The sequence below is a fragment of the Endozoicomonas sp. ISHI1 genome (assembly GCF_024606225.1).
Classification (GTDB): domain Bacteria; phylum Pseudomonadota; class Gammaproteobacteria; order Pseudomonadales; family Endozoicomonadaceae; genus Endozoicomonas_A.
Genome location: NZ_JAGRPU010000022.1, coordinates 85,768 through 109,262, shown reverse-complemented (window position 1 = coordinate 109,262; position 23,495 = coordinate 85,768). Strand labels below are relative to the sequence as shown.

Genomic DNA, 23,495 nt, shown 5'->3' with positions numbered 1-23,495 from the left:
GCATTCTTTTTAATAAAGAGCCTTACATAAACCAAAGCTCTCTATGAAATCTGGTGGGTGATGACGGGATCGAACCGCCGACCCTCTGCTTGTAAGGCAGATGCTCTCCCAGCTGAGCTAATCACCCCGATCTAAAGCCCTGCGACTTCAAAATGGATTGCGCCTGTCGTGCAATCTTTGCTTTCTATCAAACAGGATGGCGGACCGGACGGGACTCGAACCCGCGACCTCCGGCGTGACAGGCCGGCATTCTAACCAACTGAACTACCGGTCCGCATTCTTTTTAATAAAGAGCCTTACATAAACCAAAGCTCTCTATGAAATCTGGTGGGTGATGACGGGATCGAACCGCCGACCCTCTGCTTGTAAGGCAGATGCTCTCCCAGCTGAGCTAATCACCCAAAGCATTTTTTAACGACTCTTGCCTATGAGTCGGAACTGGACTGTACATAAAGACGTCTGTCGTTCAAACACTGATCGAGAGAAGGGATAAAAAACAAATCATCCACTACTGCATCTTGAATCAAGATGGCGGACCGGACGGGACTCGAACCCGCGACCTCCGGCGTGACAGGCCGGCATTCTAACCAACTGAACTACCGGTCCGCTAAACAGCTCAAATAACCTGCCATTTTGTGTCTTAACTTTCAAAATGGTGGGTGATGACGGGATCGAACCGCCGACCCTCTGCTTGTAAGGCAGATGCTCTCCCAGCTGAGCTAATCACCCTTTCGGTCTTGGCCATGTGTCTCTCAACAACGCGGCGCATTATAAGCAGCGAACCGAACTTCACGCAACAGCCTTTAGACACTTTTTTTATAAGTATCCGCAACAGAGTACTGCAAAACTGTATTAAGGCTGCAAAAATCCTAAACCGATCAAAGCAGTTTTATGAATGCTTTCGGGCCAGAAACAGCATGTACTTTCTCTCACGTAGCGGAAGCTTGATGCGTATAATGCAGACACTCAATTTTGCATGGACTCAATCATGTGGTTTAAAAACCTGATTTTCTATCGTTTTACCAAACCCGTTAAATGGAATAGTGAGGAGCTGGAAGAGAAGCTCTCTGAAAAACGCTTTCGTGGCTGCAACAGCCAGGACATTAGCTCATATGGCTGGGTTCCACCTTTGGGTCGCCATGGCGATATGCTGACACACACCACTGGTGACTTTGTCATGATCTGCGCCAGGAAAGAGGAGAAGATTCTTCCCGCCAGTGTTATCAAGGATGCCCTGGAAGAAAAAATAGAAACAATAGAACAAGAAGAACAACGAGAAGTGTTCAGCAAAGAAAAAAAAGCGCTCAAGGATGACATTACAATGGAATTGTTGCCCAGAGCCTTCACCAAACACCAGAAAACGTTCGCTTATGTGGATACAAAAGAGGGCTGGCTGGTTGTGGACGCATCCTCCTTCAAGAAAGCAGAAGAACTCACCAGCTGTTTAAGGGAATGCCTGGGCAGCCTGCCGATTATTAACCCCTCCCTAAAGAACCCGCCCTCAGCCTCCATGACACAATGGCTGTCCGAAAACCCTGCAGTGCCAGCGCCTTTTATTCTGGGTGACGAATGCGACCTGCGAGAGCCTGGTGACGAGGGTGGACAGATTAATGTTCGCAGACAGACGTTGATCACAGAAGAAATCCAGGCACACCTGGAAGGTGGCATGCAGGTAAGCAAATTATCCCTGCAATGGGACGAAGCACAGACTTTTGTGCTCAGCGATGACCTGACTGTTCGAAAACTAAAATTTAGTGAAGTGATCCAGGATCAACTGGACGAAGTGGAAGCGGAAACCGCAGCCGAACAATTTGATGCCGATTTCGCAGTCATGAGCCTCTCCCTGAGAAAGCTGATCAATGATCTGGTCGAGACTCTGGGCGGACTCACGGAAGCAACTGCTGAACCTTAATCGCCATCGGGCTTCCATTCACAGGAAGCCCGACTCACTAATCCATCAATGCATCAATGCATCAAGCCAAACAGCTTGCCTCGATAACGCTTGGCCAGTGAGCTTCCAGCACCCAGCTGATCAAAAACCTTCAGCATTAAAAGTCTGGCGCCGTCATCGCGGAAGGCACGGTCTCTCCTCACGATCAACAGAAGGTTTTCCAGAGCCTGCTCATTTTCATCGGCAACCACCTGACTGATAGCAAGTTGATAACGTGCCTCATGATCGTTTTCATTATCGTGAAGACAAGCTTCCAACTCTACCCTTTGCGGTGCTTCTACCATCATTTCATAAAAAGCCAGCTTTGCCCTGGGCTGGGCAATACCGGCAGTATCGTCAGGCAATGCAGCCATCAGTGTTTTGGCATCGTCAATGCGACCTACTGCCAGCAGCAGGTTAACCTGAAGCACCTGAAGCCCGTGATTTTCAGGCTCTTCCTGAAGAATCTGTTGTAACAGCGTCAGCGCCTGCTCATGCTGCCCCTCCTCAATCAACTGCTCAACCTGTAACCTGATCCGCTCCACAGGGCTCATGGTTAACGGGTCCAGCACTTCTTTCAGGGCAGCTTCAGTCTGCAAGCCGGACAACACCTGCACAGGCTGTCCCTGATGAAAGAAGACCAGAGTCGGTACACTACGCACCCCCAGCTGAGCCATTAACTGCTGGCCCAGAGGTTGCTCAGCATCCAGCTTGGCCAACAGAAACTTACCCTGATAGTTCTCTACCAGGCTGTCCAGAATCGGTAGCTGACTCTTGCAGGGCTCACACCACTCAGCCCAGATATCCAGTAGCACCGGTCGCTGGGCCGACTGCTCAATTAATACTTCTCGGACATTTTCTTCAGTCAGATCTACAATATTTGGCAATTCATTCATGCTCAGATTCTCTAGCCGACTCGTCAGGAGCCCAGCATTCTTTAATAAAAAGTTGTAATAAAGGGCTTTGGTGGCAGATTACATGACTTCCAGATGAAGCATTACTGAAATCTTACCCACAAAATCTGTGGATAAGTTTGTGGAAGAACCCGTGAAATCATTCAGAAAGACCTATTCTTACTGCCCCTCATACAAATCGATCATTTTTTGATCAATTATTTTTCTTTATTTTTCAATAGGTTACAACTCATCCTTATAAAATCAATTACTTAGACCAGATGCATTTTTTTGACGTCAAGGGCTTGACATTTGTGCATAAAAAACAGATGACGTAAGCCTTACGCGGACTATAAATTGAAAAAAGTAAGCCGATTCCCGTCATACTGCAGATTTTTATTAATAACCAATCGCTATTAAAAGACCACCCCCTCGTCAAACCGACCCAGAGAACCGAAGAACTCCGGACCAAAGTCATTAATCAATCAAACCATATTCATCCTTGAGAATGGTGACGACTTCAGCTTTGGGGTTGTCCGAGAGCTGAAGAGGCTCGCCTGTTATGCGCTCAGCAATGTCCAGGTAGGTTTTGGAAACGGCCATCATGATGGATGGGGGCAGCTCATTCTCTTCGGCCAGAGCCCGTCTCTCGTCCATCCTGTCCTTGTTGAGCAGGATGTCCGGATCAGGAAAATAACTCAGCAACTGCTGACGGAAACCTTCCTTGGAGTTTTCCACCACCTTACCGGTCCTGTAGAAAGCTCCGTCCCAAATTCTGGAAGAATCCGGTGTCCCCACTTCATCCATGTAAATGAGCTTGTCCTGACCGTCAACACCGGTGACATAACCAAACTCAAACTTGGTATCCACAAACACCTGGCCCAACTGACCCAGAGCTTGTGAAATGACACCGAAGCCTTCTCTCAGGAGCCTTTCATAACGATCAATATCTTCAGGCTTCTGAAAGCCGAAAGCGTCGTAATTCGTCAAAAGGTCAGCCCGGGTGATGTTAACATCATCCACCTCTGGCACACCGGGGATTCCTTTCAAAATACCTTTAGTGGAAGGTGTCACCAGTAATTCCGGTAATTTCTGGTCCTTCTCAAGACCATCCGGAAGCTGGATACCACAGAAATCACGCTCACCCTTGCTGTAAGCTCGCCACATCGACCCTGTAATGTATTGACGACAGATCGCTTCAATCATCACTGGCCGGGCTTTTTGAACAATCCAGACAAAGGGATGGGGAATATCCAGTATATGGCTGTCAGCCAGACCGGACTCCCTGAAAAGTTTGAACCAATGATTGGAGATCGCATTCAGGGCAGCCCCTTTACCGGGAACCCCCCTCATGTTGCCTTCGCCCCTCCAGATACAGTCAAAGGCACTCATTCGGTCAGAAATCACCATGATGGCCAAAGGGGTATCGTCAGCTACATCATAGCCCTTTTCCCTGATCAGGCGACGGCTGTCCGCCTCTGTCAACCAGTAAACAGAGCGGACCTTGCCTGAGTGCACGGGAAGCTCTGTTCGAATAGGAAGGTCGTTATTTACGGCCAGTACTTTACCAGCAAGGCTCATTGCCAATATCCTGCCTTCTACTAATGAACAATCAACAGGAGCGAAACTTAAAGCCGCCCCATGGAACTGTTTGCGTTGCCTGGCAAACAAAAACAAAAAAAAACCAGTCATGGAGACTGGCCTTAACACTGGGATTCTACACTACTTGAGGTTTTCCTTCACAAGATTCAGCAACTTACGACTGATGTCGGCAGGCGCTGAAGTATTGGCATCCTTTTCTACCGATACCCGGACGACCCCATTCAACTCTGAGACCCTCATTAACAAAACCTCTTTTGGTGTCTCTTTCTTTTCACCACCGCCAAACCAGCCACTGAACCAGCCACCGGACTCTTTCTCTTTCCTGACCACTCCTTTAGGGTCTACCTGCAGATAGAAGATACCTGCCGAACGGTTCTTGTCAGTCACATCCACCCCTGTCTGTTGCAGGGCCGCATCAACTGCAGACCAGCTACGGGCATAAGAGAGTTGATCCATTCTCAGTAGCGGGTTACCGGCACCGTCCTGTTCAATAACAGCCAGGTCACCCAGGTTCAGATCCTGAGCCAAGTAGGAGACGGATTTATCACTGTCATCCCGCACCATAAACAACAGCAGTTCGTTCAGGATACTGTCACGCATCTTCTGACTGCGCTCCGAAAGGTTGTTCCACTTGGGTTCGGTGGTCGACTGACTTTCCTCCAAAATGGCACGAGACTTGATCCTCAGGCGCACCTCAGTAGAATTCGGTTTCACACCCTGACGCACTTCAAACTGAAATCGGTCTTCAACAGGGCCAGTCACCTCAGCCCCCATCAGTTTACTGAATGCACTGGCGACATAACCTTTTTCGGGATCTTTACCCAGGTCAGTCCACTCAGTTTCAAGAACCCCCTGTTTTACATTTCGGGATCTGACCGGAATATTATTCTCTTCCAGGAAGGCCAGCAGCTTTGGCCAGACTTCATCAGGGGAATGACCCACCAGCAACCATTCTTCATCACCTGCCCTTTCGATGGTATAGACTCTTCCCTCCTCCTGAGTCAGGCGCTGGTCAGGCCTTGGCACATCAAACTCGGACTCCAGATGAGAGTGGTCCGCAGAAATGGGCGGAATAGACAAGGATTCCACCATAGGCTCAGTGTTCATCTGCTCCGGAATTTCCAACGGCCTGGTCACCCTCGCCTGGGTATAATCACCGGATTTATCCCGGAAATAGCCCTCCTTGCCGAATGGATTGGCACAACCTGTCAGCGCCAGAGCACAGGCCATAACCGGCAAGGTTTTCATCGCTCGCGACATACGATCTCCATTCTGAAAAGCTCCATAACAATCCCCCGGATGACATCTTTCATTTTCCCGGGCTGAGTCATAACCGGAGACTGAGGTCAGGCTGAACCCACCTGAACCTCTAATAATCAAATCAGCTCAGCCTGCTTCAGGGCTTCTCGCAAATCCGAGTGATAACCTTCTGATAAGGGTGTCAGAGGCAGGCGAATACCCTCTCCAATCAGCCCCATCTTCGACAGCGCCCATTTCACAGGAATTGGGTTTGCCTCAACAAACAGCTTCTGATGCAGTTCATCCAGTTTAGCGTTAATTGCTTCTGCTGTTGCCCGATCTCCATCCAGAGCCGCCACACACATCTCGTGCATTTTACGGGGAGCCAGGTTGTTGGTGACAGAAATGACGCCGTTAGCACCCTGCAACATCATTTCCATACCGGTAGCGTCATCGCCGGAGTATATAGCAAAGTCATCACCACACAGTTGACGAATCTCGATACCACGCTCCAGAATGCCGGTCGCTTCTTTTATGCCGACAATATTTTCATGACCGGACAGACGAGCCACAGTCTCAGGTAACATATCCACGGCAGTTCGACCGGGTACATTATAAAGAATTTGGGGAATGGCCACAGCATCAGCAATAGTTTTGAAATGCAGGTACAAACCTTCCTGGGTTGGCTTGTTGTAATAAGGAGTCACCAGCAGGCAAGCATCAGCTCCCAGAATTTTCGCTTCTGCTGTCAGCAGAACGGCTTCCTGGGTAGAATTCCCACCGGTACCGGCAATCACCGGAATCCGGCCATTAACCTGCCTGACAATCCGTTTAATCACTTCACAGTGTTCCTGCACGGTCAAAGTAGCAGATTCTCCGGTAGTACCCACGGCAACGATGCCATCAGTACCTTCCTCGACATGGAATTCAACCAGTTTCTGAAGACGCTCCCAATCCGGCTCTCCATCGTCCTGCATCGGGGTCACGAGCGCTACAAGGCTACCGGTAATCATCTATCCACTCCAAGAGATCAGTCATAAGCTGTGCGTAATGTTACTGACGCACACAGCCATTAACAAGGGCGGCGTTGACATTCCGCTCAACTCAGTCCAGCTTTATAGACCATTTCAGTAATTAGCATTATGCTACAGGCTTGCCAGATCTTGAGACAATCTGTTGATCAAGCTCATTTTGTGACCGAATATGAAAGCCTGACATTTGTTAAAGCCAGCTGAAGCAGAGACAACTGTTTACTATTTAAGACTTACTATCCAAGACAAGAGAATCGAAGGAAGAACAATGAGCTTTACCTTAGGCCAACCCGTTACGGAATTCACTGCTGAGGCGACCAATAATACCACCGTCACCCTGTCCGAACTGAAAGGCAGGAAGGTCGTCATTTATTTCTACCCTAAAGACAATACCCCAGGCTGCATCAGTGAAGGCCAGACTTTCCGCGATCTGTACTCAGAATTCCAGGAAGCTGGCACACTGATTTTCGGCGTCTCCCGTGACAGCCTGAAATCCCACGAAAACTTCAAGGCTAAACATGAGTTTCCGTTCGAACTGATCTCCGATCCCGATGAAGAACTCTGCAAGCTGTTTGATGTCATCAAGTTAAAGAATATGTACGGCAAGGAATATATGGGGATCGAGCGCAGCACTTTTCTTATTGACCGTGAAGGCATTCTGCAACACGAATGGCGCAAGGTCCGGATCAAAAATCATGTAGAAGACGTTCTGCAGGCTGCCCAGGCACTGGGTTAATCTTGACATCCTCCCACTGCTATAGAGGACGTCGTAAAACCTCTGAAGCAGTGGAATTCCTTCAGCGAGACGGCTATGCACAGCAGCAAGAATGTTCTTTGCTGCGTTTAAAAATTGCAGGCGTTCAGCTCCGCAATCTGCACAAGTCCATTTTCCTATTCGCAAACCTGCTCTGGCTTTCGGACTGCTGGACGGTGTGCTCGAACAAGCTTGGGTGAGTGCCGGTGGCAGCCATGCGGTCAGCGCTACAAGGTGAAAATAACTGAACTACAGAGTACTCATTCATTACTTGCTGTCATTGTCCGACGCCATTCTGCGGGTACTGCATAAAAATGGTTAGTTGTACTTAACAAAATGTTATGAACTTATCACTCCCGAGCAGTCTCTAACCTGCACACATAATTTATTAACGACTTTGTTGATCGAAGATAAATTCCAAATTTTTAAGGAGTCAGACATGCACAGAATAGATAATATTCCCATCGTTGAAGGTCCGGCCTCAACACCAACGCAAGCTCAATTGCCAACACCAACGACTGACAGCGCGGGCAGGAGCATCACTGTTATTGGCGAGGAAAAAATGGAAAGACCATCACTACTGTCTTTATCCTCACCTTCCATAATTTTTCGCTGTTTGCTGCAAAGAGATATTCACAATACAAGACTGACATGTTCGCGCCTTCAAACGGCTGTCAGAGAGGAGGACGCTCTGGCAAATGCCTGGTATCGCCAATTCTCTTCAGCGCACCAACATCAACTATGCTCGTCCATCAATGCAAAAGACAGGAATCAAATTCGTGATTGGTTGAAGCCCTTTACGGAAAACAAGGCGTTAGCCGAGTCAATGGCAAACCTCCCAATGGAGAGCGATAATTCGCCTGCACTGTTATATTTCATCAGAACCCGCCTAATGTCTCAATGTGAAACATTTAATCTAAATACAGAAGCCACTATTCACGAAAATAATTTTATCAACTCAGCCGCCCTCAGCCTCAATGGACGCCATCTGGTGACCGCCAATGAAAACAATAGTGCGATTATTTACGGCCAGGAAGCGGTCGGAGGACCATGGGTAATAAAATCCAGCATCCACAATCATTCCAGGGTCAAACCATCCACATTCAGCCCTGATGGTCAGCATTTGCTAACGATCAGTTGTGATCTCACGGTGAAAATATATAGCCTGGGGTCTGATGAATCATGGGCATTAACCGCCACCCTGCCCCATGATGGTCTTGTCCAATCAGCCACCTTCAGCAGCGATGGCTGCCATGTGATAACCGTATGCCGGGATCACACAGCGAAAATCCATAGCCGTATGGACGATGGATCATGGGCGGTAACGGCCACCCTTTCCCATGATTACATCGACTCAAGCAAATTCATGACAGAAGACTACAGAGAGATATCTGCCACCTTCAGCACCGATGGCAATCATTTGGCAATCACCTGGGGGAATCACACAGCGACGATCTATAACCAGAAACCCGATGGTTCATGGGAATTAGAGGGTATCATTCCCCACAGAGCGACTATCAACTCAGTCAGCTTCAGTCCCGATGGCCGCTATGTGGTGACTGCCAGCAATGACCAAACTGCGAAAATTTCTGGCAGGGCTAGCAATGGATTGTGGGTAGAAATCGCCACCCTTGACCACGAGGATTCTGTCAACTCAGCCACCTTCAGCCCCGATAGCCGCCATCTGGTGACTGCCAGTCAAAATGGCATGGTGAAAGTCTATTACCTGAACGCTCATGAAGCATGGAAAGAAAATGCCATCTTTAAACATTATTACAGCGTGTTCTCAGCCACCTTCGGCCCTGATGGCCACCATATAGTGACGGCTAGCGAGGACTGTACAGCAAAGGTCATTGGTCAGGCAAGCGATGGGACATGGTCAGAAAAAGCATGCATTACCCATTGTGACTGGGTTAATACAGCCACCTTTAGCGCTGATAATCGCTATGTGGTAACCGCCAGTTGGGATGGATCAGTGCAAATCACTGAACTACAGGGCAATGGCACCTGCTATGGCGAAAAACACACAGGAAACCCTTCGTTTTCACCCCGCTAATGGTAAAACTGTCTGACAAACAAAAGCGGATTTTCAGACCAATTTTCCGCTGCCGCACGACTGCATCGATACAGGAGCAGTTGCGGCGTAGGTCAGTCTGTTCTCAGTCAGCCTTCTGGCCCACCTGTTCCACATCATGCACACTGGGCCAGGCATTCATGACAGCTTTGAGCAAAGTCGCCAATGGAATCGCAAAGAATATTCCCCAAAAGCCCCAGACTCCCCCAAACACCAGAACCGCAACGATAATAGCAACCGGATGCAGATTAACCGCTTCGGAAAACAACAGGGGAACCAGAACATTGCCATCCAGAGCCTGAATGATGCCGTAAACAACCATCAGCATCATGAACTCCTGCCCTACACCCCACTGGAACAGACCGATCAGGGCGATAGGAATAGTGACCACAGTGGCACCAATGTAGGGGATCACGACTGAGAAGCCCACCAGCACAGATAGCAGAACAGCGTAATTTAGCCCTAGCCAGGCAAAAGCTACAAAGCTGACTCCGCCAACAATCAAAATCTCAATAACCTTGCCACGTATATAGTTGGCTATCTGGTCATTCATTTCGTCCGCCACCTGAATAATTAGCCGGCGTCGCACGGGTAAGCGACCACCAATCCAGCCTAGCAGTTCGGTTTTATCCTTAAGAAAAAAGAACACCAGAATGGGTACCAGAATCAGATAAACCAGGATACCTAACGCACCAGGCAACCTGGAGATAGAGAATGACAAAGCCCAGGGGCCGAACTTGGCCAGATGCATATTGATGGCATTGCTAATAGCCGCTGTCTGAGATTCCGAAATAAAGGCCGGATAGAGTTCTGGCAGCTCTTTCAGAATCAACTGCCACTGCTTCACCATATTCGGCAATTCATTCAGCAGGCCGGTAACCTGCTGCCAGATCAGTGGAATTAACAGAAATATTGAAATAAGCAGAACCGCCATGAAGAGAGCAAAAATCAGACTGACGGCCAAAAGATGGGGGATTCCCCATTTTTCGAATAAGTTCACCACGCCCTGCATCAAAAACGCCAATACCAGTGCCGCCAGGACCGGAGCCAACATATTCCCCATAAAGATGATGACCATAAACCCGGTCACCAGCATCAACAGCAGCACCAGGGCTTCATGATCCGACAGGTAACGGTTCAGCCAATCCCTGATGATATCCAGCATATTTTCTTCCTTTTGACTTACTCAGGAGCCTGACAAGGTTGTCTATTGCCAGTCAGACTTCGGATATTGAAGATCCAATCTTATTTATGCTCAAGGGTAAAGATAAATACCCCGGAAGCCTCATCACTGGACAGCAGTCTATGCCCACTGATGCGGGCAAAACTGGCAAAATCCCGAACCGAACCCGGGTCTGTGGCCTGAACCCGCAACACCTCGCCCTGATCCATTTTACTGAGTGCCTGCTTGGCTCTGAGCAGGGGAAGCGGACAACTCATCCCCTTCAGATCCAGTTCAACATTCACTTCTATCATGATGAAACTTATTCTCCTTAAGGAAAGCTGGAAGTCAGCTGTACAAGAAACCAGTCACCCCACCCGTCTCACAATAAAAGGTTATGGTGCAAATATCAGTGACGTGTAAAATGATGTGGAGACTGTTTTTTTCGATCACCCAGAGATACCAGTCGTGACACACGCACTATCGGCCAGACCCGAAAGGTAAGGAGGCCGTAAAATGCAATGTTTTTTTCATAGCTGTTTGAGCCAGCACCTCTATGACGATACAGTGTACCGCAGATTACATGAGTATGGATATTCTATGAAGCAACCGGGTTTCCTCGTGGCAGCCCTGCTAAGCACCTGGCTCGGAACTTCTTCCGCAGTTGTATGCGCGGCCCCAATTGAACTGCCCAGCCTGGGGGACAGCACCTCCGGAGTAGTCTCACCACAACAGGAATATGAGTTGGGGCAGACTTACCTGAAATATTTACGAAGCCGGACTCCTACCGTGAGTGACCCCGAGGTCAAGGAGTACCTCGAAAGACTCATCTACCGCCTGGCTGAATTCAGTGAGATTAAGGATCACCGATTAAATACCATAGTCATAGACAGTGCTGTACTAAACGCCTTTGCAGCACCAGGCGGAATCATTGGAGTCAACTCCGGTCTGTTCTTCAACGCTGACACAGAAGCTCAGTTTGCCGCCGTACTCGCTCACGAACTGGCCCACCTGAGCCAACGTCATTATGCCCGTAACGTAGAAGATGCCAAGAACAAGAGCCTGCCGACCGCTGCCGCCATTCTTGCATCGGTTGTCTTGATGGCAACAGTAGGCAGCGAGGTGGGTGCCGCAGCACTATCAACAACAGTGGCCGGTGTCCAGAGCAGTCGCCTGCGCTTCAGCAGGCAGTTTGAACGCGAGGCGGATAATATTGGTATTCAGACGCTTGCCAAGGCGGGCTTTGACCCTCAGGCCATGCCTGAAATATTCGAGAACATGAACAAGTCCAGACGTTACCAGAGCCGACCCCCTGAGTTTTTGCTGACACACCCCGTCACCGACAACCGAATTTCAGACTCAAGAGCCAGGGCTGCACAATTGCCTTCCGAGGGCTCTAAAGGCAGCCTTGATTATCAGCTAACCCGTATGAGACTGCTGGTTCTCAGCACCGAAGACCCGGCCCGCTATACACGACAATTATATAAGGAACTGGAGACCGGCCATACCAGCTCGGAAGACATAACCCGCTACGGTCTGGCTCTGGCCAGCGTGGAAGAACGGGATTACAAGACAGCAGAGAAAGAGCTGACCATTCTGTTGAAGAAACACCCCCGCAACCTGCATTTGATTATGGCTCAGGCCCGGCTGGAATCAGCTACCGGAAAATCCGATGAGGCGATTAAACGACTGGATGCAGCGCTTTCCATTCATCTGGATAACTATCCGCTAATGGCGACCAAGGCAGAGATTCTGATTCAAGCCAAAAAATTCAACGAAGCCAGAGATCTTCTTCTGAGGCTGAGTCGCAGCCGACCCAACGACCCGGATATCTGGTATGAACTGGCGGAAGCACAGGGGCTGTCGGATGACATTCTGGGCTTACATCAGGCCCGGGCAGAGTTCTTCTTCTTGACAGGCAACCTGGACGACGCTATCAAGCACCTTCAGTTTGCCCGCAAAATGGTGGGTGATAATTACGCCCTGAGGGCCAAGATCGATAAAAAGTTAAACGACATTTTCGAATATCGTAAGAAGCTTGAAAAAAGCTGACCAGACGAGGCCGCCGCTATGGGCGGCCTCGACTCATTCTTCCAGCTTGATATTGAGAGGATCAGGCTGACAGCGATGCCGTGAAGTCGAGCATACGATTCAGTGGAATCAGCGACTTCTCTCTGAGCTCACCATCCACTTTTACCAGATTCAACTGGCCTGGTTTTTCAAGACACTGAACCAGTGCTTCCAGAGAGTTCATGGCCATCCAGGGGCAATGAGCACAACTCTTGCAGGTAGCGCCGCTACCAGCAGTCGGAGCTTCTACAAAGGATTTGTCCGGGGACGCCTGCTGCATTTTGTAGAAAATACCTCGATCTGTCGCAACAATAAATGTGGCATTTTGCATTTCCTGAGATGCTTTCAGCAGTTGACTGGTAGAACCTACGACATCGGCCATCTGAACAACCGAGTCGGGTGATTCCGGATGCACAAGTACCGCTGCGTCCGGGTAAACCTGTTTGAGGTCTTCAATACCCTTGGCCTTGAACTCTTCATGAACGATACAGCTACTATTCCAGAGCAGCATGTCTGCCCCGGTGTTTTTTCGGATGTAACTGCCCAGATATTTATCCGGACCCCAGATGATTTTTTTGTCCTGATCCATCAGATGCTCAACGATGTCTACAGCACAACTGGAAGTCACCACCCAGTCTGCCCGGGCTTTTACCGCCGCGGATGTATTAGCATAGACAACCACTTCACGATCGGGATGCTGATCACAAAAAGCCGAAAACTCATCGACCGGACAACCAATATCCAGTGAACACTCCGCTTCCAGTGTTGGCATCAAAACACGCTTGTGAGGACTGAGAATTTTTGAGGTCTCACCCATAAACCGAACGCCGGCAACGACGAGGGTATCCGCAGAATGATCACGGCCAAAGCGAGCCATTTCAAGGGAGTCCGCTACAAAACCACCGGTTTCTTCAGCCAGAGCCTGAACGACAGGATCAGTGTAATAATGGGCAACAAGAACAGCATTTTCCTGTTCCAGAAGCTCTCGCACCTGCTGCTTCAGTGCTCGCTCTTTTGCTTCATCCAGGCCCTGAAAGGGTGCGCCACTGATATGCTCCTGAACAAATGCTCTATCACTAAGTACACTCATAAAAATCGGTCTGAAAGTCTCTACAAGACATAATTAGGCAAATCGCAAGGATTTTAACATAAATGAAAGATTCAGGCAGCCGGGAAAAAAGGGAAGGGTAACACCCTTAAAACTGACCAGCTACCCATCCGGTAAATTGCCGAATTTAGACTAGGATTACATCAATCTTTCTGAACCCGCTCTGACAAAGAACAAAGGTAGTCTCATGTCATTCAAAGGACTATGCCCTCTTTTCTTCTTTTGCGCTTATGCTTTATTTCCCTCAGAAGGTGTCAGTGCGAGTCAGAACGGCATTAGACTACTTGGCAGTAAAAAGCTGGATTACAGTGAAGATCAGCCCATTCTCGGAATTTCTTCCATCCGTTACGACAAAGCTCATCATCAATTCATTTTGCTTTCAGATGATACCGGGGCCGTTCCCAACTATTACAATAAAAACGGCCAACCCCGATACTACCTTGTACCGGAAGAAACTCTTATTAACAAGAACGGTCTGGTAAAAAACAAAGGCACTTTCCCGGAAGAGTCTGTCACCCGGATCAGGGAAGTTATCATTGAGCCTAATGACTCTGTTTTTTGGACAACCCATGGCCATATTGATACAGAAGGTTTTGACTTTCTTGGCGACAATGCCTTTCTGGTCGCTTCGGAACAAAGCGCAACCTTTCTGTTCAATTCGGTTTTCCCCTGGATTCGATTTCCCGGATGGAATATTCACAGCTCTCTTCTGAAAGTAGGTAGAGACGGGACTCTTCTGGGCGCGTACTATTACCCCGGCGAGTTCTCAAGTGTGAACTGGCGCTTTCACTGGAAGACTCCACACTGGGTGCCTGGCATCTATGACAGTGAGTTCAGCTTGCAAATCCAGTCCCCCTCCGACAAAGGGGTCAAGAGAAACCGGGGCTTCGAAACAGTGATCCACCTTCCGGGAACTTCTGATTACCTGGCTATCACTGAACAAGGCGTTATGCAGGATGAAAAAGACTGGGATTATCATAAAGGCCCTGTACCCAGCCGTGTATTACGTTTCTCGATGGTCGAAACGGCCAACCATCTTCTGGCAACTGTTGAACCGGACATTCAGTACCATTATCAGCCCACTTCTGTTCCTGTAGACCTTTATGACCCTCAGACAGACGTTATTGTCCAGAGCATCAGCGATGCTCAGGCCATCAATGATCATCAGCTCCTCGTCATCGAAAAAAATCACGTTAAAAAAGCCAATAGAAAAACCGTAAACTACTCCTACTCGGAAGTTTATCTGGTTGACCTGAATAACCCTGTACCTCCTTCCCGGGCTGTCGACGGCAGTGGTTCAGAAGAGGACAGCGATAAACTAACAGAGGCCACTAAAACGTCTCTACCGATGCTAGATAAACAGCGTCTACTAAGCACCAGGGATTTTGAAAAAACCTTCCCGGACTTTAAAAGAATCAATATTGAAGGGATAACACTAGGCCCTGACGGGTCTGACGGCACTAAACTACTGGTTCTGGTCAGCGATAATGGTGCCAACTCTCCCAAACCAAGAAACACTGACATTATCTTCTTTAAAGTGCCTGAAAAACTATTCAAGATGCAGTAGTTCGCCACACTGTCGCACTTCGTTGAGTCTGACAGTGTGAAATTGTAAAGGCTTTCAAACATTCAATAATCGGGTTAAACCGTTTAAGACCCTGCATATGGGGTTGGGTCGGCAACACCGGCTTCGGCAAACCCCTTTTTACGATAGCGGCAACTGTCACAGACTCCACAGGCACGGCCTTGCTCATCAGCTTGATAACAAGAAACGGTAATCCCGTAATCGACCCCGAGGCGGCTGCCTTCTTTTATAATCTCCGCCTTGGTCAGTTCCAGCAAAGGAGCACGAATATGAAAATGATCCCCTTCAACCCCCGCTTTGGTGGCCAGGTTAGCCATTTTCTCGAACGCTTCAAGGTACTCAGGACGACAATCCGGATATCCTGAATAATCCACATCATTGGCGCCAATGAAAACATCCCGGGCACCCAGGATTTCAGCCCAGCCCAGAGCGAGAGAGAGAAATACGGTATTGCGTGCTGGAACATAAGTCACAGGAATACCTTCACCCAGATCCTCAGGGACATCAATATCATCATCCGTCAGAGCAGACCCACCCAGATCTCGCAAGTCCAGCTTCAGGGTTTTATGATCTCTGGCACCCAGTGCTTCAGAAACACGAACCGAGGCGTCCAACTCTGCTCTGTGTCGCTGACCGTAATCAAAGCTGACGGTATAGCACTCATATCCCTGATCTCTGGCAATGGCCAGCACTGTGGAAGAATCCAGACCACCGGATAGCAAAATGACTGCTTTTTTTGTCATGCTCTTTATTCCTAATGTACTTCGCCAATGGCTGTTGCTATGAAAATGCGGACTGTTTTACTCAAACCCCGGTTTTGTCACCCCAGATTACACGGTGTAATTGCAACTGAAATCGAACCGGAAGCTTGTCTGAAATGATCCAGTCAGCCAGTTGATCCGGCCCCAACTGATCATTGACTGGAGAAAACAGCACATCCGACACCCGACTGAGCAGGTTGTACTGCAAAATTTTACTGACCGACCAGTCATAATCTTCCCGATTGGCGATAACAAACTTAACCTGGTCATTAGCGGTAAGATGCTCAATATTCTGGTACAGATTTCTGTGACTCTCGCCTGATGCGGGTGGTTTGAGGTCCAGCACCTTGACCACTCGCTCATCCACCAGAGAAACATCCAGAGCACCGCTAGTTTCCAGTGATACTTCAAAGCCTGTGTCTACAAGTCGTTCAAGCAACGGCAGGCAATTTGGCTGCCCAAGAGGCTCACCACCTGTGACACAGACATATTTAGCGCCATAGCCCTCCACCTTCCCGACAATCTCATCCAAAGACATACGAGTGCCACCGTGAAATGAATACTCCGTATCACACCAGCTACAACGAAGTGGGCAGCCCGTCAGACGGACGAACACAGTAGGTAAACCCGAGGTACGGGACTCTCCCTGCAGGGAGTGGAAAATTTCAGTAATTCTGAGGGTATCAGCAGTCATTGAACTCTCACCAGACATTCAGGCGGGCAATACTAGGAGTCCATCCGACTTAAGTCAATTTTGGTTTAACCGCCCGAACAGAGTGCAAGATTCCCTGTACAGACAAAAGTGGAAAGGATGTTAGCGCCGAAACAGGTTCAACGCCCATCCAGAGGTGGGCACAATCACTCAGGTATCGGACATATTTCTGAGATAGGTATCTGACAAACGAGCAGCCGCACTTCCGGGGTATTGACTGATCACTGATTCAAGGTACTTTCTGGCAGCATCTTTTTCGCCTTGTAAATCAAGAATACGACCCAGTTTGTAGGTAGCGTCAGATACTTTTGGGCTATCCGGATAATTGTCAATGAGGGACTGGAAGTCGTCCCGGGCTTCCTTATATCTGCCCTGAGCCATCTGAACTTCTCCTAACCAGTATTGAGCATTATCCGAAAACTGGCCTTTGGGAGAGTCTTTCAACAGCTTTTTCAAGGCGACTACAGCTTCATCAAAACGCTTGTCCTTGATCAGGGAGAATGCAGCCTGATAAGCAGCCTCTTCGCGGGTATCAGACTCAGTCACTGAAGACCCGCTACCCACCAAAGCCGGCAACGTCACCGGAGAGCCTGAAGAATTTCCTGTGGCAGCAGGCACCTTAATGGACGAGTCACCCTGACGGGAAATGCGCTGATCGAGATCCAGGTAACGATCCCTGCTCTCTTTCTGCAACTGCTTGATCCGGTAAGCCTGCTCTTCTAACTGTCCTCTGAGGGTCATAACCTCCTGACGAAGCTCATCCAACAGATTCAACAAGTGAGCTGAGCCACCCGCCGCTGGTTCCATGGAAGTCGATTCATGAATGTGAGAGCTCTCTACAGAGCTACTACTTCCAGAAGGCCGGGAATCAACCACTGGTACCTGTGCCTGAACTTGAGAGGCCACCAGGCTGGTTAGAACAAAAGCAGAGCAAACAGATCGTTTCAGACGCATTCAGTCTCATTCCCTGTCGGGCAGCCATGAGTTTGAAATGCCGCCCACCCAAGGGCTTCGCACCAATGAATGGGCCATGGCTGCATTATGAAATCAATATTTTTCTTTAGCTATGTATGGGCATCAGTTGATCACAATGTGAGCACGACGGTTCTTAGCCCAGGCTGCAGAATTGTGAGCTGGATCCAGAGGCTTCTCAAAGCCGAAGCTGATCACTTCAATACGGCTTGGGGAAACACTTTTGGAAACCAGGTAGTGCTTCACGGCATTGGCACGACGTTCGCCCAGAGCCAGGTTATAAGTGCGGGTTCCGCGCTCATCCGTATGACCCTGAATGATGACTTTCTTGCCACGGCCTTCAGAGGAGTTCAGGTAAATAGCCTGCACGTCCAGAGCCTTATAATCGCTTTCTTTCAGCTTGGAGCTGTCAAAACCGAAGTGGTAGGTTTTATGCGCCAGCAACCGTTCGATCTCTTCAGGGGAGGCCTGAATTTCACCGCTATCGATAACAGCTTGAACAGCAGGGTCGAGAGCAGGGAAGGTTTCAATCACAACTTCTTCAGTCGCGTACTCAGGAGTAGCTTCAACATCAGAAGTACTCTGACCACCTGTAGATGCACAACCAGCCAGCCAGAGTGCAATGGCAGATAGTGCGGTGGCTTTGACAAAATTGGCAAAACGCATGACAAGCTCCAATTGTTCGTTCAATGTTGGTAAATCAAAATCAATGTATTGATTGATGCAGTACAGTATCAGAACTGCAGACTTCGGACTAGCCCGAATACCAAGGGATTCAGCCGAACTTAAGACTTATTCAGCCTGAAATCCAGAAAGAGCGTCCTGCTCTCCAGATGAATTTGATCGAATAAACTGACTATTCGCACAAGACCACGTGAAGAGCTGGCTCACTCTACTGAATTATATGCTCGAATGCCAAGCCCGACTGACTCCGGCGAACCAATCCAACCCGATTTTAGCGCTGTGTAGCTATTGACGGCCCCCACACCGGCTCCCTGACATCACCCTTGGCCGATGGCAGGCGATATTTTACCCGACCATCGGCTGTGACAATGCCAAGCTCTCCGTTTTTGCCTCCCGATACCGCATAGATCAGACGACGGCCCCCTGGGGAAACACTGGGCGAATCTTCCAACCGGGCAGACGTCAGCTGACGCAATCGCCCAGTATCAAGATCCAGAATGGCGATGTTAAATTCGGTAGCTCCCTGACCTTTATGGACCAGTGCCAGCGATTTACCATCAGGGAATACTTTAGCACGAGCATTGAATTTACCTGTAAATGTCAGTCGTTTAGGTTTACCCTCAGCGACCACTGTACCGTTCGACAATCTGTTAACACCCACCTGATAAATCTGCGCACTACCTCCCCGGTTAGATGTAAAGATCAGACTCTTTCCGTCAGGCATCCAGTCCGGCTCAGTATCAATCGAGAAATGCGACGTAATCTGACTGAGTTCATTTGTGGCCAGATCCATCACATACACGTCCGGGTTTTCACCCTTGGACAGAACCAATGCTAACTGCCTGCCATCGGGAGAAAATACCGGAGAGCTGTTCAACCCCTTAAAATCCGTTATCTTCTGACGTTCACCGGTAGCCAGCTCCTGAACAAAGATCGCCGGACGGCCGGACTCAAAAGAAACATAGGCAACACGACTGCCGTCGGGTGACCAGCTCGGTGACAGTATAGGCTCTCTTGAACGAAGTATCTCGCGCTGACGCTGACCATCAGCATCGGCATAGTTTAGACGGTAATCCGTGTGCTCAGCACTTTTACGATCAGCCGTCACATACATGATACGGGTAGAGAAATCGCCGGGAATACCGGTAATCTTTTCATATACCGCATCACTGATATGGTGAGCTAACCCGCGCAGCTGACTCTCATCGCCTCGCACCTTGCCTTTCAGGATGCTTTTCTGGCGAACAATATCAAACAGCTGATAGTTTACTTCAAACCTGTTGCCTTCCTGCTTCACCTGTCCGGTGACCAGATAAGAAGCACCCAGTATATCCCAGTCACGGTAAACGACATCTTTCGCACTGGATGGGAAGCTGAGCATGTCTTTTCTGGGCAGGGGTGCAAAAAGACCACTGAGACGAAGATTTTCCTCTACGACAGAAGCCATGTCTTCCGGTAGAATTTTTTTACCATTCCAGCTGAAGGGCGACACGGCCACCCTGACAGCCTTGTCATTCCCCTGGGTCACTTCGATCGTAAGAATAGCCTGCACACTCTGCATTGACATCAGCAGGACAACGAACAGCCATGAACTCAAAAAAGCTCTACTTCGGAACCATGAAAATATCGCAGTAGAGGTTAATAAATAAACAAGACGATCAATGCCTTCCCTGAAGACAGCCTGTTCACTTTCCAATCTGCCCGACAATCTGGCAGAAAAACATTGCAGTAGTTGCTTCATCTCACCAGATCCTCTGGCCTGAACCTAAAGTTAAAGCGTTTGAAATTATTATCGAACACACGCCGCTCCATCTTTTTCAATTCAGGAAAAGGCGCAGCCCTCTGTATTGCCTGTACGACAGAACGATCATAGGCATCATTACCACTGCCTTCAAGCAGCCTTACTTCCAGCAAATCACCATAAGGAGACAGACTGAGCTGAACCAGCGCTACCATATTATTACGGGCACTGGGTGGACGGTTCCAGTTCCGGGCAATCAGGCTTTGCAGCAGTTCAGAATAGTAAGCCACTTCTCCAGCCTCTTGTTCTGCCTGTTCGGCGGCTGCGGCCTGTGCCTGCTCACGGGCAATTCGTTCCTGCTCGAGCTGCCTGAGCAACTCCTCCTGTTGCTTTTTCTTCTTTTTTTCCTCAGCCAGACGCTGCTGCCGCTCTCGTTCTTTACGAGCTGCTTTTTCCTTTCTTGCTTTCTCTTTGGCTGCCTGCTCTTTTTTCAGCGCCAGCTCTTTCTGTCTTTTGACTTCGGCCTGCCTGCGGGCTTCTTCCCTGCGCTTTTGTTCAGCAAGCCGGGCTTTTTCAGCCGAGTTGTCAACGACGGGGGTTGGTGCTGGCGGTCTGGGCTTTGGCTGAGCAATTTCAACGACGCTGGCTTTGATACTTTTTGGCGGTACGATCCTCAACTCATCATCAGAGGACCAACCCCAGAACAGAAGACTCAGTATCAGAACGTGCAGCAGTACGGAAACCAATCCTGCAAATCCATAACCCTGAAACAGCTTATGACTGAATAAAGCACCGATCAATGGAATCTTCTTCATTACAGTCCTGCGTTCCACAATACCATGATCATGGTTTGTTCTGTCTGACAGTCAAGCCAGGGGGTAACACTTACTGTCATCAGCGCTTCGCCCCTTCATTAAGCGACGCCGGATCTGTAATCAATCCCACATCGTTAACACCCACTGCCTGTAACCTGGCCATCAGCTCAACGACCGAGCCGTAGTCAACCCTGCGATCCCCTTTAATCAACACCCGGGTCTCGGGACTGGCAGAGAGAACCTTACCTACCTTTTCACTGATTTCATCCATGCCTTTGGCACTTTCATGGTTACCGCCCAGATCGATAAAATACTCAGCATTGGATTGGACAGAAATAATCAGGGTTTTGGCATCATCAGACAGTGGCATTGGTTTGCTGGTTGCTTTGGGCAGTTCTACCTTTACCCCCTGAGTCAACATCGGAGCGCTGACCATAAAGGCCACCAGCATGACCATCATGATGTCGATAAAAGGCACCATGTTAATTTCTGACATTGGCTTGCGCCGGGTTCTGGATCGAGCCATGATTTTTTACTCGCTCCCTCAATCTGCACGGTGACGACTGTATACCTTGCGATGAAGAATACTGGAAAACTCATCCGCAAAGGTTTCGTAATTCGCCAGCAGGGCTTCCACTCTGGACGCATAACGGTTATAGGCAACTACCGCAGGAATCGCAGCGACCAGACCCACCGCCGTGGTCATCAGGGCTTCAGCAATACCAGGCGCAACCGATGCCAGAGTGGCTTGCTGCACATTGGCCAGTCCACGGAAAGAGTTCATAATACCGACTACAGTACCGAACAGGCCAACATAAGGACAGGTCGAACCAACACTGGCCAGAAAGGGCAGATGCGTTTCCAGCTTCTCCTGCTCCCGGGAGATCGCCACTCTCATGGCTCTCTGGGTCGCTTCCATGACAGCATCGGCTTCTCCTGTACCCTGGGAGCGCATGCGGGTGAACTCACTGAAGCCTGAACGGAAGACCTGTTCGAGCCCACCCAGGTCTTCTTCTTTGTCCAGCTCTTTATATAACTGGGTCAGGTCCATTCCGGACCAGAAGCGATCCTCAAAGGCCAGCATGTTCTGATGAGCGGAGCGGATGAGTATGCCGCGCTGGACAATCATGACCCAGGAAACAACAGATACCATCACCAGCATTATCAGCACCAGCAAAACGATCCAGCTGGCATTGCCTACCAGTGACCATATGGACATACTATCTGCCACTGAAAACCTCGCTTTTCATTCGATTAATACTTGTTAGAGAAATGATGTTCAACATTCATTCCGGAATCTGACCAGACGGTGTGACTGCATTTTCACGATAAACAGGCAGTTAAGGATAATACCATCAATCTCACGGCGATTTGCCGTCAGGACTTAATTTATTCCGTAAGGATTCTGTAATCGCCGTAGGTTTTCTGCTCCGGCTGTCCAGGCAAGCCACGACGAACCGGCCTTCACACAGTAAGACATCTTCAAGAAAACACTGTTGCTGGAAAACCATTCTGGCCCTGCCCATACTTTCAACCCGGACTGTCACAATGACAGAGTCGTCCAGCTGGGCAATGTGCCTGAACTGAACGGAAGCATCGACCACCACCAACTGCTTTTTTTCCTTTAACAACTTCTGATGATCATAGCCGGTACTGCGCAGATATTCGGTTCTGGCTCGCTCCATGAACTTCAGATAATTAACGTGGTAGACGATACCACCGGCATCAGTGTCTTCATAATAGACTCGAACGGGAATGGAAAAGGTATCGGTCACAGGGATGGCCACATAACATAAAATCAGATCAGAGACTGCCAGAGACCCTGATGCTGTGGCAAGTCAATAACACCATAAACGACCACAACCATGGTGATAATGAGGCGGAGGATAAGCGCCTCTGGTCTTATAGGCATCGTTTTTTTCCTTATCCAGTCTCTGCTGGTTCAGGCGCTTTTCCTGCTCTATCCTGCGTTGCAACAGGTCAGCATCCGGGACCGGCTTGTTAAGACGTTTCAGGGCTTGAGTAGCTTCCGGAATCCCCCATCGCGCCGCCATAGAGTAACGATCAACCGCCTGGGCCAGGGACGGCGTGGTACCGACGCCCTGCTCATAACAGACTCCGGCATGATACAGATCAATCGGTAGCTGGCTGGTACCATGAAGCACTTGCGAGCAACTGGCCTCTGTGACAGAGAAAGGTACAGAATAAATCCCCTGTCCTACTGGGGTTGCATCCGTAGTGATATTCTGACACCCACTCAGGGTGGTGAGCGCCAGAACACAGAAACTGAATATTCGCAGAATTCTTATAAGCATTAGCATTTCCCTTCACTTTATCGTCTCAAAAAAACTCATATTGTCCT

The 23,495-nt window shown here is 49.1% G+C and carries 23 protein-coding genes and 5 tRNA genes; 6 read left to right on the top strand and 22 right to left on the bottom strand.

Annotated elements, in window-relative coordinates; genetic code table 11:
• Window positions 1–51 precede the first annotated feature (51 nt).
• The 5 genes from KBW69_RS14690 to KBW69_RS14670 form a co-directional block, all read right to left on the bottom strand.
• A tRNA-Val gene (locus KBW69_RS14690) sits at window positions 52–127 on the bottom strand.
• A gap of 70 nt (window positions 128–197) precedes the next feature.
• Window positions 198–274 (bottom strand) — tRNA-Asp (locus KBW69_RS14685).
• A 51-nt stretch (window positions 275–325) separates the two neighbouring features.
• Window positions 326–401: transfer RNA gene (locus KBW69_RS14680), tRNA-Val, on the bottom strand.
• A 128-nt stretch (window positions 402–529) separates the two neighbouring features.
• A tRNA-Asp gene (locus KBW69_RS14675) sits at window positions 530–606 on the bottom strand.
• Window positions 607–653: 47 nt separating this feature from the next.
• A tRNA-Val gene (locus tag KBW69_RS14670) sits at window positions 654–729 on the bottom strand.
• A gap of 247 nt (window positions 730–976) precedes the next feature.
• On the opposite strand from KBW69_RS14670, the gene rdgC reads away from it, so the two are divergent.
• Window positions 977–1,912 (top strand): recombination-associated protein RdgC, encoded by a 936-nt coding sequence (rdgC, locus tag KBW69_RS14665; protein WP_257274511.1) that lies wholly within the window; start codon window positions 977–979, stop codon window positions 1,910–1,912.
• A gap of 53 nt (window positions 1,913–1,965) precedes the next feature.
• Here the strand turns inward: rdgC and KBW69_RS14660 are convergent, their stop codons facing one another.
• The 4 genes from KBW69_RS14660 to dapA form a co-directional block, all read right to left on the bottom strand.
• The gene (locus KBW69_RS14660) at window positions 1,966–2,826 is read right to left on the bottom strand and encodes a tetratricopeptide repeat protein (RefSeq protein WP_257274509.1); all 861 of its coding nucleotides are present in this window, start codon (window positions 2,824–2,826) and stop codon (window positions 1,966–1,968) included.
• 474 nt (window positions 2,827–3,300) lie between these two features.
• Complete coding sequence (locus KBW69_RS14655; protein WP_306670697.1) at window positions 3,301–4,515, bottom strand: phosphoribosylaminoimidazolesuccinocarboxamide synthase; 1,215 nt, start codon at window positions 4,513–4,515, stop codon at window positions 3,301–3,303.
• A 30-nt stretch (window positions 4,516–4,545) separates the two neighbouring features.
• Window positions 4,546–5,805, bottom strand: a complete 1,260-nt coding sequence (gene bamC, locus KBW69_RS14650) for an outer membrane protein assembly factor BamC (protein WP_257281334.1) — start codon at window positions 5,803–5,805, stop codon at window positions 4,546–4,548.
• Window positions 5,802–6,677, bottom strand: a complete 876-nt coding sequence (gene dapA, locus KBW69_RS14645; RefSeq protein WP_257281333.1) for a 4-hydroxy-tetrahydrodipicolinate synthase — start codon at window positions 6,675–6,677, stop codon at window positions 5,802–5,804. The genes bamC and dapA overlap by 4 nt, the downstream gene beginning before the upstream one ends.
• Before the next feature lie 286 nt (window positions 6,678–6,963).
• On the opposite strand from dapA, the gene KBW69_RS14640 reads away from it, so the two are divergent.
• The 3 genes from KBW69_RS14640 (at window position 6,964) to KBW69_RS14630 (ending at window position 9,505) form a co-directional block, all read left to right on the top strand.
• On the top strand, window positions 6,964–7,431 hold the full coding sequence (locus KBW69_RS14640) for a peroxiredoxin (RefSeq protein ID WP_257281332.1): 468 nt from the start codon (window positions 6,964–6,966) through the stop codon (window positions 7,429–7,431).
• 91 nt (window positions 7,432–7,522) lie between these two features.
• Entirely contained in the window at window positions 7,523–7,687 is a 165-nt protein-coding gene (locus tag KBW69_RS14635) for a hypothetical protein (protein WP_257281331.1), read from the top strand.
• A gap of 201 nt (window positions 7,688–7,888) precedes the next feature.
• A complete protein-coding gene (locus tag KBW69_RS14630; RefSeq protein ID WP_257281330.1) occupies window positions 7,889–9,505 on the top strand; it encodes a WD40 repeat domain-containing protein in 1,617 nt (538 codons plus the stop codon).
• Window positions 9,506–9,608: 103 nt separating this feature from the next.
• Here KBW69_RS14630 and KBW69_RS14625 read toward each other — a convergent pair whose 3' ends face one another.
• Window positions 9,609–10,688 (bottom strand): AI-2E family transporter, encoded by a 1,080-nt coding sequence (locus tag KBW69_RS14625; RefSeq protein ID WP_257281329.1) that lies wholly within the window; start codon window positions 10,686–10,688, stop codon window positions 9,609–9,611.
• An 80-nt stretch (window positions 10,689–10,768) separates the two neighbouring features.
• Entirely contained in the window at window positions 10,769–10,999 is a 231-nt protein-coding gene (locus tag KBW69_RS14620; protein ID WP_257276472.1) for a sulfurtransferase TusA family protein, read from the bottom strand.
• A 475-nt stretch (window positions 11,000–11,474) separates the two neighbouring features.
• Here KBW69_RS14620 and KBW69_RS14615 point away from each other — a divergent pair, with 475 nt between their 5' ends.
• Window positions 11,475–12,737: a M48 family metalloprotease gene (locus KBW69_RS14615; RefSeq protein ID WP_257276471.1), complete on the top strand. Its 1,263-nt coding sequence runs from the start codon at window positions 11,475–11,477 to the stop codon at window positions 12,735–12,737.
• 61 nt (window positions 12,738–12,798) lie between these two features.
• Here the strand turns inward: KBW69_RS14615 and nadA are convergent, their stop codons facing one another.
• Window positions 12,799–13,845 carry a quinolinate synthase NadA gene (gene nadA / locus KBW69_RS14610; protein ID WP_257276470.1) on the bottom strand — a complete coding sequence of 349 codons (1,047 nt, stop codon included), beginning with the start codon at window positions 13,843–13,845 and terminating at the stop codon, window positions 12,799–12,801.
• Between the two features lie 205 nt (window positions 13,846–14,050).
• Here nadA and KBW69_RS14605 point away from each other — a divergent pair, with 205 nt between their 5' ends.
• Window positions 14,051–15,430, top strand: coding sequence for an esterase-like activity of phytase family protein (locus tag KBW69_RS14605; RefSeq protein ID WP_257281328.1), 1,380 nt, complete (start codon window positions 14,051–14,053; stop codon window positions 15,428–15,430).
• Window positions 15,431–15,513: 83 nt separating this feature from the next.
• Here the strand turns inward: KBW69_RS14605 and queC are convergent, their stop codons facing one another.
• The 10 genes from queC to KBW69_RS14555 all read right to left on the bottom strand — a co-directional run bounded on the left by queC (window position 15,514) and on the right by KBW69_RS14555 (window position 23,448).
• Complete coding sequence (queC, locus tag KBW69_RS14600) at window positions 15,514–16,191, bottom strand: 7-cyano-7-deazaguanine synthase QueC (protein ID WP_257276468.1); 678 nt, start codon at window positions 16,189–16,191, stop codon at window positions 15,514–15,516.
• 61 nt (window positions 16,192–16,252) lie between these two features.
• The gene (gene queE / locus KBW69_RS14595) at window positions 16,253–16,903 is read right to left on the bottom strand and encodes a 7-carboxy-7-deazaguanine synthase QueE (protein ID WP_257276467.1); all 651 of its coding nucleotides are present in this window, start codon (window positions 16,901–16,903) and stop codon (window positions 16,253–16,255) included.
• A 168-nt stretch (window positions 16,904–17,071) separates the two neighbouring features.
• Window positions 17,072–17,875, bottom strand: coding sequence for a tol-pal system protein YbgF (gene ybgF / locus KBW69_RS14590; protein ID WP_257281327.1), 804 nt, complete (start codon window positions 17,873–17,875; stop codon window positions 17,072–17,074).
• Window positions 17,876–17,998: 123 nt separating this feature from the next.
• Window positions 17,999–18,559: an OmpA family protein gene (locus KBW69_RS14585; RefSeq protein ID WP_257276465.1), complete on the bottom strand. Its 561-nt coding sequence runs from the start codon at window positions 18,557–18,559 to the stop codon at window positions 17,999–18,001.
• Window positions 18,560–18,848: 289 nt separating this feature from the next.
• On the bottom strand, window positions 18,849–20,318 hold the full coding sequence (gene tolB / locus KBW69_RS14580) for a Tol-Pal system beta propeller repeat protein TolB (protein ID WP_257276464.1): 1,470 nt from the start codon (window positions 20,316–20,318) through the stop codon (window positions 18,849–18,851).
• Entirely contained in the window at window positions 20,315–21,133 is an 819-nt protein-coding gene (locus KBW69_RS14575; protein WP_257254667.1) for a cell envelope integrity protein TolA, read from the bottom strand. The genes tolB and KBW69_RS14575 overlap by 4 nt, the downstream gene beginning before the upstream one ends.
• Before the next feature lie 79 nt (window positions 21,134–21,212).
• Window positions 21,213–21,659: a protein TolR gene (gene tolR, locus KBW69_RS14570; protein ID WP_257276463.1), complete on the bottom strand. Its 447-nt coding sequence runs from the start codon at window positions 21,657–21,659 to the stop codon at window positions 21,213–21,215.
• A gap of 18 nt (window positions 21,660–21,677) precedes the next feature.
• Window positions 21,678–22,352 carry a protein TolQ gene (gene tolQ, locus KBW69_RS14565; RefSeq protein WP_257276462.1) on the bottom strand — a complete coding sequence of 225 codons (675 nt, stop codon included), beginning with the start codon at window positions 22,350–22,352 and terminating at the stop codon, window positions 21,678–21,680.
• 142 nt (window positions 22,353–22,494) lie between these two features.
• Window positions 22,495–22,908 (bottom strand): tol-pal system-associated acyl-CoA thioesterase, encoded by a 414-nt coding sequence (gene ybgC / locus KBW69_RS14560; RefSeq protein ID WP_257276461.1) that lies wholly within the window; start codon window positions 22,906–22,908, stop codon window positions 22,495–22,497.
• 63 nt (window positions 22,909–22,971) lie between these two features.
• Window positions 22,972–23,448, bottom strand: a complete 477-nt coding sequence (locus KBW69_RS14555; protein ID WP_257254615.1) for a hypothetical protein — start codon at window positions 23,446–23,448, stop codon at window positions 22,972–22,974.
• Window positions 23,449–23,495: the final 47 nt, after the last annotated feature.

Coding starts and splice junctions, on each gene's coding strand:
- rdgC (WP_257274511.1), top strand. CDS start 977: ATGGACTCAATCATGTGGTTTAAAAACCTGATTTTCTATCGTTTTACC.
- KBW69_RS14660 (WP_257274509.1), bottom strand. CDS start 2,826: ATGAATGAATTGCCAAATATTGTAGATCTGACTGAAGAAAATGTCCGA.
- KBW69_RS14655 (WP_306670697.1), bottom strand. CDS start 4,515: ATGACTGGTTTTTTTTTGTTTTTGTTTGCCAGGCAACGCAAACAGTTC.
- dapA (WP_257281333.1), bottom strand. CDS start 6,677: ATGATTACCGGTAGCCTTGTAGCGCTCGTGACCCCGATGCAGGACGAT.
- KBW69_RS14640 (WP_257281332.1), top strand. CDS start 6,964: ATGAGCTTTACCTTAGGCCAACCCGTTACGGAATTCACTGCTGAGGCG.
- KBW69_RS14635 (WP_257281331.1), top strand. CDS start 7,523: ATGTTCTTTGCTGCGTTTAAAAATTGCAGGCGTTCAGCTCCGCAATCT.
- KBW69_RS14630 (WP_257281330.1), top strand. CDS start 7,889: ATGCACAGAATAGATAATATTCCCATCGTTGAAGGTCCGGCCTCAACA.
- KBW69_RS14625 (WP_257281329.1), bottom strand. CDS start 10,688: ATGCTGGATATCATCAGGGATTGGCTGAACCGTTACCTGTCGGATCAT.
- KBW69_RS14620 (WP_257276472.1), bottom strand. CDS start 10,999: ATGATAGAAGTGAATGTTGAACTGGATCTGAAGGGGATGAGTTGTCCG.
- nadA (WP_257276470.1), bottom strand. CDS start 13,845: ATGAGTGTACTTAGTGATAGAGCATTTGTTCAGGAGCATATCAGTGGC.
- KBW69_RS14605 (WP_257281328.1), top strand. CDS start 14,051: ATGTCATTCAAAGGACTATGCCCTCTTTTCTTCTTTTGCGCTTATGCT.
- queC (WP_257276468.1), bottom strand. CDS start 16,191: ATGACAAAAAAAGCAGTCATTTTGCTATCCGGTGGTCTGGATTCTTCC.
- queE (WP_257276467.1), bottom strand. CDS start 16,903: ATGACTGCTGATACCCTCAGAATTACTGAAATTTTCCACTCCCTGCAG.
- ybgF (WP_257281327.1), bottom strand. CDS start 17,875: ATGCGTCTGAAACGATCTGTTTGCTCTGCTTTTGTTCTAACCAGCCTG.
- KBW69_RS14585 (WP_257276465.1), bottom strand. CDS start 18,559: ATGCGTTTTGCCAATTTTGTCAAAGCCACCGCACTATCTGCCATTGCA.
- tolB (WP_257276464.1), bottom strand. CDS start 20,318: ATGAAGCAACTACTGCAATGTTTTTCTGCCAGATTGTCGGGCAGATTG.
- KBW69_RS14575 (WP_257254667.1), bottom strand. CDS start 21,133: ATGAAGAAGATTCCATTGATCGGTGCTTTATTCAGTCATAAGCTGTTT.
- tolR (WP_257276463.1), bottom strand. CDS start 21,659: ATGGCTCGATCCAGAACCCGGCGCAAGCCAATGTCAGAAATTAACATG.
- tolQ (WP_257276462.1), bottom strand. CDS start 22,352: ATGTCCATATGGTCACTGGTAGGCAATGCCAGCTGGATCGTTTTGCTG.
- KBW69_RS14555 (WP_257254615.1), bottom strand. CDS start 23,448: ATGCTTATAAGAATTCTGCGAATATTCAGTTTCTGTGTTCTGGCGCTC.